The organism is Dehalogenimonas sp. W (assembly GCF_037094495.1).
Taxonomy (GTDB): domain Bacteria; phylum Chloroflexota; class Dehalococcoidia; order Dehalococcoidales; family Dehalococcoidaceae; genus Dehalogenimonas; species Dehalogenimonas loeffleri.
On the sequence record NZ_CP146612.1, the window covers coordinates 1367538 to 1381020 of the forward strand.

Genomic DNA, 13483 nt, shown 5'->3' on the forward strand with positions numbered 1-13483 from the left:
CTAATTGTAAGGAGCAGATACATGAACAAGAGTTGCGGCGCAAGCGGCGGGTATATCTGGTTTATCGGCTGGCTGTTCACTATCGGGTTTGTTGATTTGTCGTTTTGGAAAATAGTGCTGGGAATCATCGTCTGGCCGTTTTACCTGGGACAGGCTTTGGCCGGATAAGTGAGACGTTGCTGCTCAGGATTTGACAACCCGCCACCGTTTGCGGTATTTTTAGTTTAACTTAAAAATTTAAAAGCGTTGATCCAGACGAGTACGTCTTTGGCGGACTTCAGAGAGCCGGGTAAGGTGTGAGCCGGTAGTTGCGCAGGGGCCGAATGGACTGGGGAGCTTCAGACCGAAAGCGTTAAGCGAGTAGGCTCTGACGGAAAGGGCGCCGTTAGCCGGCCCAGGGTATCGCCGTGCCTGAGAGTACGAGCCGTATCCGACAAATGAGATGGTTTTTACCGGTCGCAAGACCTGGATAAACCGAACCAGGGTGGCACCGCGAGATTTGAAGCTCTCGCCCCTAGTGGGCGGGGGCTTTTTTATTTGGTCGCGGGAGAGAAGAATGTACCAGCCAACTCTGGCAGAAATCAGGAAACTCAAGGGTAAAGGGAATCTGGCGGCGGTCAGCCGGGAGCTGATAGCCGACCTGGAAACGCCGGTTTCCGCCTTTCTTAAAATACAACGCGGCGGGCCGTCATTTCTGCTGGAAAGTGTTGAAGGCGGACAGCGGATGGCCCGTTACAGCTTTCTCGGTACGGAGCCCGGCCGGGTTATCGTGGCTGACGCCGGGTCAAAGGCCGACCCGCTGGAAACGGTGGAACAGGCGTTGAAAAACCGGCATATCGTGCCGCAGCCGGGGTTACCGCGGTTCAGCGGTGGCGCGGTGGGCTACCTGTCTTATGAAGCCGCCGGACGATTTGAAAAACTGCCGTCGCCGGCAGCCGACTCACTGGGGCTGCCGGAGGCCATGTTCCTGCTGACCGATACTTTCCTGGTGTTTGACCATGTTGCCCACCGCATCAAGGTCATTTCACTGATGCCGCTGGACGGCGATCTGGAAGAGGCTTACGCCGCGGCGGTGGGGCATATAGACGAAATGTGCCGGCGGCTGGCGGAGCCGCTGGCCAATGGCCATAAGGCCGCCGGGACCGTTACGACTGAGTTCACCTCCAGCGTCACCAGGGAAGCCTTTGAAGCCGGGGTGGCCGCCATCAAGGAAGATATTGCTGCCGGCGAGGCCATTCAGGTGGTGTTGTCGCAGCGGCTGTCACGGCCGACCGGCGTCGCTCCGTTTGATATCTACCGCTCATTACGCAGCATCAACCCCTCGCCGTACATGTTCTTTTTGGACTTTAATTCATTCCAGATTATCGGCACCTCTCCGGAGATACTGGTGCGGGTGGAAGACGGTGAAGTGGTGACCCGGCCGCTGGCGGGCACCAGGAAACGCGGGGCGACACCGGAAGAAGACCTGGCGCTGGAAGCTGAACTCATAGCCGACCCCAAGGAACGCGCCGAACACATCATGCTGGTGGACCTGGGCCGCAATGACATCGGCCGGGTGGCGGAGCCGGGGACGGTGGAAGTTTCCGACCTGATGAACGTGGAGCGTTACTCCCACGTCATGCATCTGGTCAGCCACGTCAAGGGGGAATTAAAGCCAAACCTGACGGCTTATGACGCCTTGCGGGCGACCTTCCCGGCCGGTACCGTCTCCGGCGCCCCCAAGGTCCGGGCGATGCAGATTATCGCCGAACACGAGCCGGAAAAACGCGGGCCTTATGCCGGCGCGGTGGGCTATTTCAGCTATAACGGCAATATGGATATGGCCATTGCCATCCGCACCATGCTGACCAAAGACGGCCGCGCCTATGTTCAGGCGGGGGCGGGCATCGTCTATGACAGTCAGCCGGTAGCGGAGTATCAAGAAACATTGAACAAAGCGCAGGCGCTGTTCAAAGCAGTCAGTCAGGCAGAAGCCGGCGGATAAGAGGAAACCATGATTTTACTAATTGATAACTACGACAGCTTTACCTATAACCTGTACCAGTACCTCTGCGAACTGGGGGCGGAGGTTGAGGTCAGGCGCAACGACGAGATTGATATCGACGGTATTGAAGCGCTGGCGCCGGAGAAGATCGTGGTTTCGCCCGGCCCCTCCACCCCGGACCATGCCGGTATCTCCATGGCGGCTATCCGGCACTTCGGGACAAAGCTGCCGGTGCTGGGAGTCTGCCTGGGGCACCAGTGCCTGGGTCAGGTGTACGGCGGTGAGGTGGTCAGAGCCGGCGCGGTGATGCACGGCAAGGCCTCCATGGTGGAACACCACGGGGACGGGCTTTTCCGGGATGTGCCGTCGCCGTTTTCGGTCATCCGGTATCACTCGCTGGCGGTGCGCCGGGAGTCGCTGCCGGCGTGTCTGGAAGTGACCGCCTGGACGGCTGACGGTGAGATCATGGGGTTGAAACACCGTGATTACGACGTTCAGGGCGTCCAGTTTCACCCGGAATCCTTCATGTCCGAATACGGGCGGGAAATCCTTAAAAACTTTCTGAACGGAGGCAGGAACGATGATAATTAAAGAGGCCATTGAGAATCTGGTCTGCGGCCGCTCGCTGAGCGCCGATGAGGCGGCGGCGGTGATGAATGAAATCATGGAGGGCCAGGCGACGCCGGCGCAGTTCGGCTCTTTCGTGACGGCGCTCCGGTGCAAGGGTGAAACGGTGGAGGAAATGGTCGGGCTGGCCCGGACGATGCGGGCCAAGGCGCTGCCGATGACGGCGGCCGGACCGTTAGTGGATACCTGCGGTACCGGGGGCGACAAGGCCGGGACGTTTAATATCTCCACTGCCGCGGCCATTATCGCCGCTGCCTGCGGCGTCAAGGTGGCTAAACACGGCAACCGGGCGGTGTCTTCCCAGTGTGGTTCAGCCGATGTCCTGGAGGCGCTGGGGGTCAAGATTGACCTTCTGCCGGACGAGGCCGTGGCGTGCCTGGACCAGGCAGGTATTGTGTTCATGTTTGCCCCGGTGTTTCATCCGGCGATGAAACATGCCGGGCCGCCGCGCCGGGAAATCGGCATCCGCACCGTATTTAATTTACTGGGGCCGCTGTGTAATCCGGCCGGGGCGACGGCGCAGGTTATCGGCGTGCCGCGCCGGGAACTGGTGCTGACCATCGCTACCGTGTTGAAAGAACTGGGCAGCCATCACGCCATTGTGGTTCACGGGGCTGACGGCCTGGACGAAATTACCCTGACCGGGGTGACCCATGCCTGTGAACTGCGGGCCGGCCGGCTGGAATGTTATGATATTGACCCGGCGGCGCTGGGTCTTGCCCGGTGTGAGGCTGAGGCCATCAAGGGCGGCGATGCCCGCTGGAATGCCGCCGCCATGTTGCGGCTGTTGCAGGGCGAGCCCGGGGCATTGCGGGACGCAGCCATCATTAACGCGGCGGCGGCACTTAAAGCCGCCGATGTGGTTGATTCACTGGCTGAGGGCGTGGTTCTGGCCGCTGCGGCCATAGATAATGGCAAGGCGCTGGCCAGGATGGAAAAATTCATTGAGGTCAGCCGGCTGCTGGAGGCGCAGCGTGATTCTTGACGATATCGTCAGGGCAACACGGGCGGCCACGGCGGTGCGTCAGCAACAAGTGCCGCTGGAGGCGCTAAAACGACAGGCGGCCCAGAGTCCGGTACCCCCGGATTTTACCGCGGCCATTGCCCGGCCGGGCCTCAGTATTATCGCTGAAGTCAAAAAGGCGTCACCGTCCCGGGGCATTATCCGGCCGGATTTTGAACCGGTGGCCATTGCCCGCAGCTATGCCGGCGGCGGCGCTGCGGCGATATCGGTGCTGACCGAAGAGCAGTATTTTCTGGGCCGCCCGGAATACCTGAAGGAGATTGCCGCAGATCTCGGTGCGGGACGTCCGCCGCTGCTGCGCAAGGATTTCATTACCGACCCGTATCAGGTCTATGAGGCGCGGGCCTGGGGCGCCAGCGCGGTGTTGCTGATTGCCGGTATTCTGACGCCGGAACGGCTGGCGGAGCTGCTGGAGCTGGTGGGGCGGCAGGGGATGGCGGCTCTGGTGGAGGCGCACGATGAAGCCGAGGTGGCAGCGGCGGTTAGCGCCGGTGCCCGGGTTATCGGTATCAATAACCGGGACCTGAAAACCTTTACAGTTGACATAAATACAACGGGGCGATTGCGGCCGTTGGTTCCGGCTGACCGGCTGGTGGTCAGCGAGAGCGGTATTGCCACCCATGAGGACATGAACTATTTAAGGCAGTGCGGGGTGGACGCCGCGCTTATCGGGGAGGCATTGATGACCGGAACAGAAATTAAACATCTAATGTCGGGTGGTGAATAGGCGATGACGCAAATAAAGATCTGCGGCATCACGGATGTGGAAACCGCCGATTTATGCCGGCGGCTGGGGGCGGACTTCATCGGCCTGGTGTTTGCCGATTCTGCCCGGCAGATAACGCCGGAGCGGGCGATGCTGATTACCCATCACCTGCTGAATCAGCCGCGGCGGCCGAAGCTGGTGGGTGTATTTGTCAATGCCCCGGCCTATGAGGTCAACCGTATTGCCGAATACTGCCGGCTGGATCGGGTGCAGTTGTCCGGCGATGAGGATGAAGATTATTGCCGGCGGATGGCCAGGCCGGTTGTCCGGGCGCTGGGGGTGAGTCACGAGGCGACCGCTGAGGAGATTGAAGCCCGCCTGACGGCGGGGCCCCAGCAAATTCATCTGGTGGATGCGCGGGTGTCCGGGCGCTACGGCGGCTCCGGCGAGCGTTTTGACTGGGAATTGCTGGCGTACCTGAATCCGGCACTGCCGGTGATGGTGGCCGGGGGACTGAACCCGGAGAATGTGGGGACGCTCATCAGCCGCTACCGGCCGTGGGGGGTGGATGTTTCCAGCGGGGTTGAAAGCCACGGACATAAAGACCCGGCCAAAATAATGGCTTTTATCCGGGCGGTGCGGGAAGCCGATTCCGGATTGAGAGGAGTAAATAATGCTGCCAGATAACAGGGGCTATTTTGGGGATTACGGCGGGCGTTACGTTCCGGAGACGATTGTGCCGGCGCTGAGTGAGTTGGCGCGCGGCTATGAAGCGGTGAAAGCTGATGAAGCCTTTCACCGGGAACTGGAGCGGCTGCTGACGGATTATGCCGGGCGGGCGACGCCGCTGTACTTTGCCGCCAACCTGACCGCCCGCTGCGGCGGGGCGAAAATCTATCTTAAGCGGGAAGACCTGGCCCATACCGGTTCTCATAAAATCAACAATGCCTTAGGCCAGGGACTTTTAGCCAAACGCCTGGGTAAACAGCGGATTATCGCCGAGACCGGCGCCGGGCAGCACGGAGTGGCGACCGCCGCCGTCTGCGCCATGCTGGGTCTGAAGGGCGTGGTTTATATGGGCGCGGAGGATGTTAAACGCCAGGCGCTGAATGTTTTCCGCATGAAGCTGATGGGCACCGAGGTGGTGCCGGTGGAATCCGGGTCACGAACCCTGAAGGACGCCATCAATGAAGCCATGCGGGACTGGGTCAGCCATCCCGATGACAGCTACTATCTTATCGGTTCGGTGGTGGGGCCGCACCCGTATCCGGTGATGGTGCGGGATTTTCAGGCGGTTATCGGGCGGGAAGCCCGGGCGCAGATGCTGGCGGTGACCGGGGCGTTGCCGGACCAGGTAGTGGCCTGCGTCGGCGGCGGCAGCAACGCTATGGGTATATTCTATCCCTTCATTAACGATGCCGGCGTCAAACTGACCGGTGCTGAGGCCGGCGGGTCGGGACTGACTTCCGGGCACCACGCCGCGCCGCTGTCCGGCGGGCGGCCGGGGGTGCTGCACGGGGCGATGTCTTACCTGATGCAGGACGCGCACGGTCAGGTGGCGGAAACCCATAGTATTTCCGCCGGTCTGGATTACCCGGGGGTCGGGCCGGAACACAGCTATCTGAAAGACAACCACCGCGCCGCCTATTTTGCGGTGAACGATACTGAGGCGCTGGCGGCCTTCCGGCTGCTGTCGGAGACCGAAGGCATCATGCCGGCCATGGAATCAGCTCATGCCGTGGCCCAGGCGGCCAAAATGGCACCGACGATGAGCGCGGAGCAGACGATACTGGTTTGTCTGTCCGGGCGGGGAGATAAGGACATGGATATTGTAATGAACGCTCTGGGGGTGACGGCATGAACGGAGTAACCGGTGCTTTCAGGCCGAAACATAAAACCCTGATCGGCTATCTGACGGTGGGCTATCCGGATATTGCGACCACGCTCAAGGCGGTGCCGCTGCTGGAAAAAGCCGGCTGTGACATGGTGGAACTGGGAATTCCTTTTTCCGACCCCATCGGGGATGGGCCGGTTATCCAGGCGGCCAGTTTTCAGGCGCTGGAAAACGGGGTGACGCCGGTGGATTGTATAGAACTGGCGCGGCAGTTAAGGCAGAAAGTGAATATCCCCCTGGTATTTATGGGGTACTATAATCCTATCCTCAGCTACGGCCTTGTGGACTTTTGTCGTCAGAGCGCGACGGCCGGCGTCAACGGCCTGATTGTGCCCGACCTCCCGCCGGACGAATCCGGGGCTTTGGACGCGGCGGCCGCGGATAACGGTCTGGACCTGATCCACCTGCTGGCGCCGACCAGTACCGCGGAGCGGATTGAGCTGGTGGCGGCTAAAAGCCGGGGCTTTATTTATCTGGTTTCGGTGGCCGGGGTCACCGGCGCCCGGGAAGGGGTGCCGGAATACCTGCCGGGTTTTGTGGCCCAGGTCAGGCGTCAGGCGTCTCAGCCGCTGGCTATCGGTTTCGGCGTGTCGTCACCGGCTCAGGCGGCGGCCATGGCCGGACTGGCCGACGGAGTGATTATCGGCAGCAAGCTAATTAAACTGATTGACGAAGATCCGTCTTTAGGGGGGCTGGAGACTTTTGTGCGGCAGGTCCGACAGGCGCTGGACGCGGCGGGTCCGGACTAAAGTCACCGGTCGGCGGCGGCGCGTGCCTGAGGGTAACTGGTACGATAGTACCAGGTAAGCGGCAAAATGGTACTAAGGTACTATGCCAAATCCACCCGAAAATGGCCGCATATAGTCAGATAGTATTATAGACAGCGGCAGCCGGGGCATACTATAGTGTTACTCAGTGACAATTGACCAAATAGACCACCTTGATGGGACGGACCCGGCGGATGTGTAAATTCCGTCGGTCAGATGATGCCTTGCGCTATGCCGCTGAAGAGTGGCGCAGCACCTTTGATTCCATTACCGACCCCATCTCCATTCATGACACTGATTACCGCATTACCCGATTGAATAAGGCTTTTGCCGCGGCTTATGCCGGCGGCGACATTGCCGCCTGTCTGGGGCAGCGTTGCTACGAGGTGATTCACGGCACCGCTGCGCCGCCGGAAGACTGTCCGCACCGGAAGGTCATGGAAGAGCGGCAACCGGTTAATACGGAGCACTATGATGTGGCCGGTGACCGCTTTCTGGATGTTTCCGTGTCGCCGATAATCGGCGAAGACGACCGTGTGTCCGGCGTGGTTCATATAATCCGCGATATTACCGAGCGCAAGCGGATGGAAGAAAATCTGATTGTTACCGACCGCATGGTGTCGCTGGGTGAGATGGCCTCCGGACTGGCTCACGAAGTTAATAATCCGCTGACCGGCGTCATCGGCTTCGCTCAGCTGGTCCTGAGCGACCCGCGATTGCCGGCGGGGTTGAAGAGTGACCTGGAGATGGTCAGCAGTGAAGCCCGGCGGGCAGCGGAAGTGGTGCAAAAAATGCTCAATTTTGCCCGGGGCGGCAGTGCCTCAGTCGGCTCGGTGGACGTTAACCAGACCCTGTTGAATGTCGTCCGGCTGCGGGAATATGAGCTGAGAGCCAATAATATCACGGTGGACAAGCGCCTGACGCTGTCGCTGCCGCAGGTCAATGCTGATGCCATGGAGTTGCAACAGGTCTTTGTAAACCTGATTATCAATGCCGAATATTTTATGGATAAATATCACCGCGGCGGGCAACTGGAGTTGACCACCGAAGAGGGTGAAGGGGTGGTGCGGATTATCATCGCCGATGACGGACCGGGCATTGCTCCGGATAAGCTGGCCCAGATATTCTCGCCGTTTTTTACGACTAAAGACTTCGGTCAGGGAACCGGATTAGGATTGTCTATCTGCCGGGGTATTGTGACGCGCCACGGCGGCACCATCCGCGCGGAGAGCGAAGCCGGCTCCGGGGCGCGGTTTATCATTGAGTTCCCGGTAGCTGAGGTGACTGAGGCCTGACGGCTCCCGGTGCGGGGCGATTTATTCTATCGGGATGACTTCTCCGCAGTGGGGACACTTGATGGTGGTGCGGAAAAAAGCCTGATACTCAGCCACGATGCCGTTTTGCGGAAAGACGGCGTAGCGGGTACCGATCTTATCCTGGGCCAGTTTGATGGCCTTGGCTTTGGCCTGTTCAAAATCCCCTACAAAATCCAGGCGGGTTACCGTCTTGGGAGAGTAGCTGGTTTCTACGATTTCGTACTGGCGCTCGTCGGTCATAAAACCTCCCGGCAAATTAATCTGCCGGTAATGATTATAGGCCAGTGCCGGATAAAAATAAATAGCGGATTTTTAGCTTTCAGCAGTCAGCCTTCAGGTGTCAGCTTTCAGTAAGCAGTAAACGGTAAACGCTTCGGCTTTTGACTTGCCCGGGACTATGAGCTAATCTGCGGAAACAAGCATGGAGGCAGGCCGGTATGGGGAACCTTGATCAGGTTGAACCGGTCTGATGAATCGGAGGGTGCGGTGACGATGATTAATATGCCCGGCGGCCGGCAATCATTTGATTTTGATTGCGGCCCGAAAGCCCTCCAGTTGGTGCTGGCATATTATGGGGTTGATATCCGGGAAGACCAACTGCTGCTGAAACTCAACGCCGATCATCTGGGTACTCAGGTGACAGACATGGCGGATATGGCCCGGTCACTGGGTTTTATCGTGGAGGCCCGTTGTGACGTAACTATTGGGGAAATCAAGAGATACGTTGATGCCCAACAACCGGTCATCGTCCTGGTTCAGGCGTGGGCTGATAAATATATGAGCCTGGATGACTGGCGGCAGACTGAAGAGCATGGTCATTATGTGGTTGTTATCGGATATGATGGACGCACCATCTTGTTTGAAGACCCGGCTACTTTCGGCAATACCTGGCTGACGGAACGGGAATTCCTTGCGCGCTGGCACGACATTGACCCGGTTACCGGTGAAAAACTCAATCGGTTCGCCATGATACTCGGTGGTAAACCGCCGGCACCGCCTCTGGTGCCGCAGCATATGGACTAGCCGGCCGGCACAGCCCGGCACCACTGAATTGACTAACCCGGAACTATCTGCTAATATGCGGAAATAAGCATATAGGCAGGTGGCCATGAAGAACCTGGTGGAAATTTTTAAATCCTTATCCGACAGCACCCGTTTGCGTATCCTGAATCTGCTCATTGAACGGGAATGCTGTGTCTGCGAGGTGGTGCAGGCGCTGGGTATTTCTCAGACGCGGGCTTCCCGCAATCTGTCCCAACTTTATGATGCCGGACTGCTGGAACAGCGGCGCGAGGGGTTATGGGTGATTTATTATCCGGCGCCGCAGACCCTCAACGATTATCGGGATTTGATCATCCGGGCGGTGGGTCAGGGCCTGGAAAATAATGAACAAGCCGCCGCCGACCGCCGCCGCTTGCGGGGCAGCGCCCGCTTGTGTCCGCCCGGCGACACTATTTCACCACCAACCGGCAGCACGCCTCACCCGGGCAGTGTCCGATGTTAGAGAATCCCAAATTTACCGGTTCTGAATCATTCAAGGAGTAATATGAGCAGCAACGCCCTTATCTTCATCTCCGCCGCCGCCGCTTTGTCGTTGGTCTCTTTTATCCTGGACCGCGATAAAACCATGCTGGGATTCAAGAAAGGCTGGCAGATGTTCCGCAAACTGCTGCTGCCGTTTTTGAATATCCTGATTATCGTCAGCATTGCCCTGTATTTAATTCCGCCGAGTGCGATTAATGAGTATCTGGGCGCCGAGTCCGGTATCCTGGGCTACTTTATTGCAGCCACTGTTGGCTCCATTACGCTTATTCCGGCTTTTATTTCCTATCCTATCGCCGCGGGGCTGTTGCAGCAGGGGGCCGGATACGCGGTAGTGGCGACTTTTATGACAACGTTGATGATGGTGGGTGTGGTTACTCTGCCGCTGGAAATCCGCTATCTGGGGCGTCGCGTCGCCATTACCCGTAATGCGCTCAATTTTGTGGCCGCCGTCATTGTTGGACTGGCAGTAGGAGTCATCTTGTGAAACAACTGGCAAAAAAATATCAGGCTTATGTCTGGATTGCCGCCTTTGCGGTGGCCATGATTGCCTCATTTGCGGTCGGTTTTAACCCCGGCACCACGGTTTTTACCAATTTCCGGGTTTCTTTGGTGGAAATGCTGTCTTTCCTGCCGTTTTTGTTCATTATTGTCGGCTTATTTGATGTCTGGGTGCCCAAGGAGAAGATTCAAAAGCATATCGGTCATGAGTCCGGCATCAAGGGTATCGCCCTGGTGGTCCTGCTGGCGATGCTTCAGGCCGGGCCGCTGTACGGGGCCTTTCCGATAGCCTATATCCTGTATAAGAAAGGTATCAGCCCCCGCAATCTGTTTATTTACCTGGGAGCCTTCTCTTCTTTGAAGATTCCGATGCTGGGTATTGAAATCGGCTATCTGGGCATAGAATTTACCTTAGCCAGGACGCTGATTTCCCTGCCGCTCTTTATTGCCATCGGTTACCTGATGGAGCGCTTCCTTAAAGGCCGGCAGTTTGAAGTTTTTGACGGCGGCAATAACGCCAGTCCTAAAGCAGGGGCCTGACATGACGCTGGTTTTACCGAAAAACGGGGAAGAAATTAACTGATGAGACAAACCGATGCCGGTTGCCCGAGCACGCTGTCCTTCCTGGACCGGTTCCTGACACTGTGGATATTTATGGCGATGGCCGCCGGTGTCGGGTTGAGCTTCTTTCTGCCGGAATTCGGCAGTTTCATCAATTCCCTGTCGGTGGGGACAACCTCAATTCCCATTGCGGTGGGTTTGATTCTGATGATGTACCCGCCGTTAGCCAAGGTGAAATACGAAGAACTGGGCAAGGTCTTCCGCAACTGGAAGGTGCTCAGCCTCTCGCTGGTGCAGAACTGGATTATCGGTCCCATTCTGATGTTTGCGCTGGCAATCATGTTTCTGGCGGATTTTCCGGAGTATATGGTCGGCCTGATCATGATCGGGCTGGCGCGCTGTATTGCCATGGTCATTGTGTGGAACGAACTGGCCAAAGGCGATTCCGAATACGCCGCCGGGCTGGTGGCTTTCAATTCCATTTTCCAGATTTTGTTTTTCTCGGTTTACGCCTATGTTTTTATTACCGTCGCACCGCAATGGTTCGGGCTGGGCGGCGCTATCGTGGATATCAGCATCGGGGAGATTGCCCGCAGTGTACTGATTTATCTGGGTATTCCGTTCTTTGGCGGCATGCTGACCCGCTACATTCTGCTCAAACAAAAGGGACGGGAATGGTATGAAACGCGTTTTATCCCCCGCATCAGCCCGGTTACCCTGATTGCGCTGCTTTTTACCATTATCGTGATGTTTTCGCTCAAGGGCGATGTTATCGTGGAACTGCCGCTGGATGTGCTGCGCATCGCGTTACCGCTGCTAATTTACTTTGTGGTGATGTTTCTGGTCAGCTTTTATATGGGACGGCGCATCGGCGCCGACTATCATCAAACGGCAGCCATATCATTTACCGCGGCGTCTAATAACTTTGAACTGGCCATTGCGGTGGCCATCGGGGTGTTCGGCATCGGTTCCGGTGTGGCGTTCGCTGCTGTTATCGGGCCGCTGGTGGAAGTCCCGGTGCTGATCAGTTTAGTCAACCTGGCGCTCTATTTCCAACGGCGATATTTTAAGCCGGCACCAGTAATAAATTAATTTAGAAGGAGATAAACCAAAATGTCCCAACAACAAGCCAACATCATTGTCTATCCTACCCCGGCCGGGGCGTCTTGCTGAGGGCCTAAAGGACAATCGTCGGAGACGATTGACGCGATTAAAAAAGCCGTTGAGGGCGTGCTCGGGGGCAGTGCTGAAGTTATTGATATTGAAACCATTGATGCCGATGCTGCGGAATTTGCCCCGGTGGTTGAGGCCTTCAACCGTTACGGTATCTGGGCGCTGCCCGTGGTGACGCTGGACGGCAAAGTGGTTTCAGTGGGTATCACCGCGCCGGAGCAAATAGCATCTGCTGTGAAGCAGGAAATCGGGCAGACTTCCCAGGCCGGCTGACGGATAGAAAGGTGCTGTTCAGGCAAATCAATATGACTTCAAACGTCTCTTTAGCACGGTAGGGAACCACGCATGGATTTTATCTTAAATCTGATTTCCGGCGGGGTTGAGTCCCTTTTTGATTACCTGTCGGCACATGTACTCACCTGCCTGGTACCGGCCTTTTTCATCGCCGGCGGTATCGCCGTGTTCATTTCGGCACCGGCGGTATTGAAATACTTCGGACCTCAGGCCAACAAATTCTTAAGCTACGGGGTGGCCTCCGTGTCCGGCAGTATACTGGCCGTCTGTTCGTGTACGGTACTACCGCTGTTTGCCGGTATCTATAAACGGGGCGGCGGTATCGGGCCGGCGACGACCTTTCTGTTCTCCGGCCCGGCCATTAATATCCTGGCGATAGTCTATTCGGCCCGGTTGCTCGGGTGGGATATCGGTCTGGCCAGAGCCATCGCGGCGGTGTCTCTGGCCATAGTTATCGGGCTGATCATGGCCTATCTGTTCAGGCAGGGGGCGGAAAACCAGGCCAGTCCGGAACTGTTTTCCGGCGACACAGATGATGCCAGTCCCCTCTGGCAAACGCTGCTGTTTTTCGGCAGCATGACCGGGATTCTCATTTTTGCTTCAGCCGCCAACTGGCCGGTTACTATCGCACTACTGGCGGTGTTGGGCTGGGTGTTATGGCGCTTCTTCAGCCTTGATGAGATTAAACAGTGGCTCAAGGAAACCTGGTCTTTTGTAAAATTGATCTTTCCATGGTTGATCGGCGGTGTTTTTCTAGCCGGGGTTATCAAGACGATTATCCCGGCTGATATCATCACCGGCGTGGTCGGGAGCAGCAATATCGGCTCCAATGCCCTGGCCTCGGTTTTCGGCGTCTTGATGTATTTTGCTACGCTGACGGAAGTGCCGATCATCAAGGCATTTCTGGAACTGGGCATGGATAAGGGGCCGGCGCTGGCGCTGCTGTTGGCCGGACCGGCTCTGTCGCTGCCCAGCATGCTGGTAATCCGCAAGATCATGGGCAATAAACGGGCTTTTACCTATTTCGGCCTGGTTGCAGTTTCAGCAACACTCGCCGGACTGATCTTCGGGATGATATAAGAACTTACGGAGCG

At 57.4% G+C, this 13483-nt stretch carries 17 protein-coding genes and 1 other annotated feature; of the genes, 16 read left to right on the plus strand and 1 reads right to left on the minus strand.

Translation table 11 applies throughout. The features are described from left to right. The first annotated feature begins 21 nt into the window (after positions 1-21). From V8247_RS07085 to V8247_RS07125, 9 genes are all read left to right on the plus strand, one after another. On the plus strand, positions 22-168 hold the full coding sequence (locus V8247_RS07085) for a hypothetical protein (protein ID WP_338737152.1): 147 nt from the start codon (positions 22-24) through the stop codon (positions 166-168). A 69-nt stretch (positions 169-237) separates the two neighbouring features. Further along, positions 238-519, plus strand: a binding site (T-box leader). A 37-nt stretch (positions 520-556) separates the two neighbouring features. After that, positions 557-1984, plus strand: a complete 1428-nt coding sequence (gene trpE, locus V8247_RS07090) for an anthranilate synthase component I (RefSeq protein WP_338737153.1) — start codon at positions 557-559, stop codon at positions 1982-1984. 9 nt (positions 1985-1993) lie between these two features. Beyond that, the gene (locus V8247_RS07095) at positions 1994-2575 is read left to right on the plus strand and encodes an aminodeoxychorismate/anthranilate synthase component II (RefSeq protein ID WP_338737154.1); all 582 of its coding nucleotides are present in this window, start codon (positions 1994-1996) and stop codon (positions 2573-2575) included. Next, positions 2568-3596 carry an anthranilate phosphoribosyltransferase gene (gene trpD, locus V8247_RS07100; protein WP_338739344.1) on the plus strand — a complete coding sequence of 343 codons (1029 nt, stop codon included), beginning with the start codon at positions 2568-2570 and terminating at the stop codon, positions 3594-3596. Before V8247_RS07095 ends, trpD begins: the two co-directional genes overlap by 8 nt. Then, entirely contained in the window at positions 3586-4362 is a 777-nt protein-coding gene (gene trpC, locus V8247_RS07105) for an indole-3-glycerol phosphate synthase TrpC (RefSeq protein WP_338737155.1), read from the plus strand. Before trpD ends, trpC begins: the two co-directional genes overlap by 11 nt. Positions 4363-4365: 3 nt before the next feature. Next, positions 4366-5028 carry a phosphoribosylanthranilate isomerase gene (locus V8247_RS07110; RefSeq protein ID WP_338737156.1) on the plus strand — a complete coding sequence of 221 codons (663 nt, stop codon included), beginning with the start codon at positions 4366-4368 and terminating at the stop codon, positions 5026-5028. Continuing rightward, entirely contained in the window at positions 5015-6202 is a 1188-nt protein-coding gene (gene trpB / locus V8247_RS07115) for a tryptophan synthase subunit beta (RefSeq protein ID WP_338737157.1), read from the plus strand. Before V8247_RS07110 ends, trpB begins: the two co-directional genes overlap by 14 nt. Further along, positions 6199-6984: a tryptophan synthase subunit alpha gene (gene trpA / locus V8247_RS07120; RefSeq protein ID WP_338737158.1), complete on the plus strand. Its 786-nt coding sequence runs from the start codon at positions 6199-6201 to the stop codon at positions 6982-6984. The genes trpB and trpA overlap by 4 nt, the downstream gene beginning before the upstream one ends. Before the next feature lie 212 nt (positions 6985-7196). Next, a complete protein-coding gene (locus V8247_RS07125; protein WP_338737159.1) occupies positions 7197-8297 on the plus strand; it encodes an ATP-binding protein in 1101 nt (366 codons plus the stop codon). 21 nt (positions 8298-8318) lie between these two features. Here the strand turns inward: V8247_RS07125 and V8247_RS07130 are convergent, their stop codons facing one another. After that, on the minus strand, positions 8319-8558 hold the full coding sequence (locus V8247_RS07130) for a hypothetical protein (protein ID WP_338737160.1): 240 nt from the start codon (positions 8556-8558) through the stop codon (positions 8319-8321). A 252-nt stretch (positions 8559-8810) separates the two neighbouring features. Between V8247_RS07130 and V8247_RS07135 the strand changes: the two genes are divergently transcribed. From V8247_RS07135 to V8247_RS07165, 7 genes are all read left to right on the plus strand, one after another. Beyond that, a complete protein-coding gene (locus tag V8247_RS07135) occupies positions 8811-9341 on the plus strand; it encodes a cysteine peptidase family C39 domain-containing protein (protein ID WP_338739346.1) in 531 nt (176 codons plus the stop codon). Between the two features lie 85 nt (positions 9342-9426). Continuing rightward, on the plus strand, positions 9427-9822 hold the full coding sequence (locus tag V8247_RS07140; protein WP_338737161.1) for a metalloregulator ArsR/SmtB family transcription factor: 396 nt from the start codon (positions 9427-9429) through the stop codon (positions 9820-9822). A 42-nt stretch (positions 9823-9864) separates the two neighbouring features. Next, positions 9865-10347, plus strand: a complete 483-nt coding sequence (locus V8247_RS07145; RefSeq protein WP_338737162.1) for a permease — start codon at positions 9865-9867, stop codon at positions 10345-10347. Then, a complete protein-coding gene (locus tag V8247_RS07150) occupies positions 10344-10901 on the plus strand; it encodes a permease (RefSeq protein ID WP_338737163.1) in 558 nt (185 codons plus the stop codon). Before V8247_RS07145 ends, V8247_RS07150 begins: the two co-directional genes overlap by 4 nt. A gap of 42 nt (positions 10902-10943) precedes the next feature. After that, a complete protein-coding gene (gene arsB / locus V8247_RS07155; RefSeq protein WP_338737164.1) occupies positions 10944-12014 on the plus strand; it encodes an ACR3 family arsenite efflux transporter in 1071 nt (356 codons plus the stop codon). Positions 12015-12152: 138 nt separating this feature from the next. Further along, a complete protein-coding gene (locus V8247_RS07160) occupies positions 12153-12368 on the plus strand; it encodes a hypothetical protein (protein WP_338737165.1) in 216 nt (71 codons plus the stop codon). 72 nt (positions 12369-12440) lie between these two features. Then, entirely contained in the window at positions 12441-13469 is a 1029-nt protein-coding gene (locus V8247_RS07165) for a permease (RefSeq protein ID WP_338737166.1), read from the plus strand. The last annotated feature ends 14 nt before the right edge of the window (positions 13470-13483 follow it).

Coding starts and splice junctions, on each gene's coding strand:
- V8247_RS07085 (WP_338737152.1), top strand. CDS start 22: ATGAACAAGAGTTGCGGCGCAAGCGGCGGGTATATCTGGTTTATCGGC.
- trpE (WP_338737153.1), top strand. CDS start 557: ATGTACCAGCCAACTCTGGCAGAAATCAGGAAACTCAAGGGTAAAGGG.
- V8247_RS07095 (WP_338737154.1), top strand. CDS start 1,994: ATGATTTTACTAATTGATAACTACGACAGCTTTACCTATAACCTGTAC.
- V8247_RS07110 (WP_338737156.1), top strand. CDS start 4,366: ATGACGCAAATAAAGATCTGCGGCATCACGGATGTGGAAACCGCCGAT.
- trpB (WP_338737157.1), top strand. CDS start 5,015: ATGCTGCCAGATAACAGGGGCTATTTTGGGGATTACGGCGGGCGTTAC.
- trpA (WP_338737158.1), top strand. CDS start 6,199: ATGAACGGAGTAACCGGTGCTTTCAGGCCGAAACATAAAACCCTGATC.
- V8247_RS07125 (WP_338737159.1), top strand. CDS start 7,197: ATGTGTAAATTCCGTCGGTCAGATGATGCCTTGCGCTATGCCGCTGAA.
- V8247_RS07130 (WP_338737160.1), bottom strand. CDS start 8,558: ATGACCGACGAGCGCCAGTACGAAATCGTAGAAACCAGCTACTCTCCC.
- V8247_RS07135 (WP_338739346.1), top strand. CDS start 8,811: ATGATTAATATGCCCGGCGGCCGGCAATCATTTGATTTTGATTGCGGC.
- V8247_RS07140 (WP_338737161.1), top strand. CDS start 9,427: ATGAAGAACCTGGTGGAAATTTTTAAATCCTTATCCGACAGCACCCGT.
- V8247_RS07145 (WP_338737162.1), top strand. CDS start 9,865: ATGAGCAGCAACGCCCTTATCTTCATCTCCGCCGCCGCCGCTTTGTCG.
- arsB (WP_338737164.1), top strand. CDS start 10,944: ATGAGACAAACCGATGCCGGTTGCCCGAGCACGCTGTCCTTCCTGGAC.
- V8247_RS07165 (WP_338737166.1), top strand. CDS start 12,441: ATGGATTTTATCTTAAATCTGATTTCCGGCGGGGTTGAGTCCCTTTTT.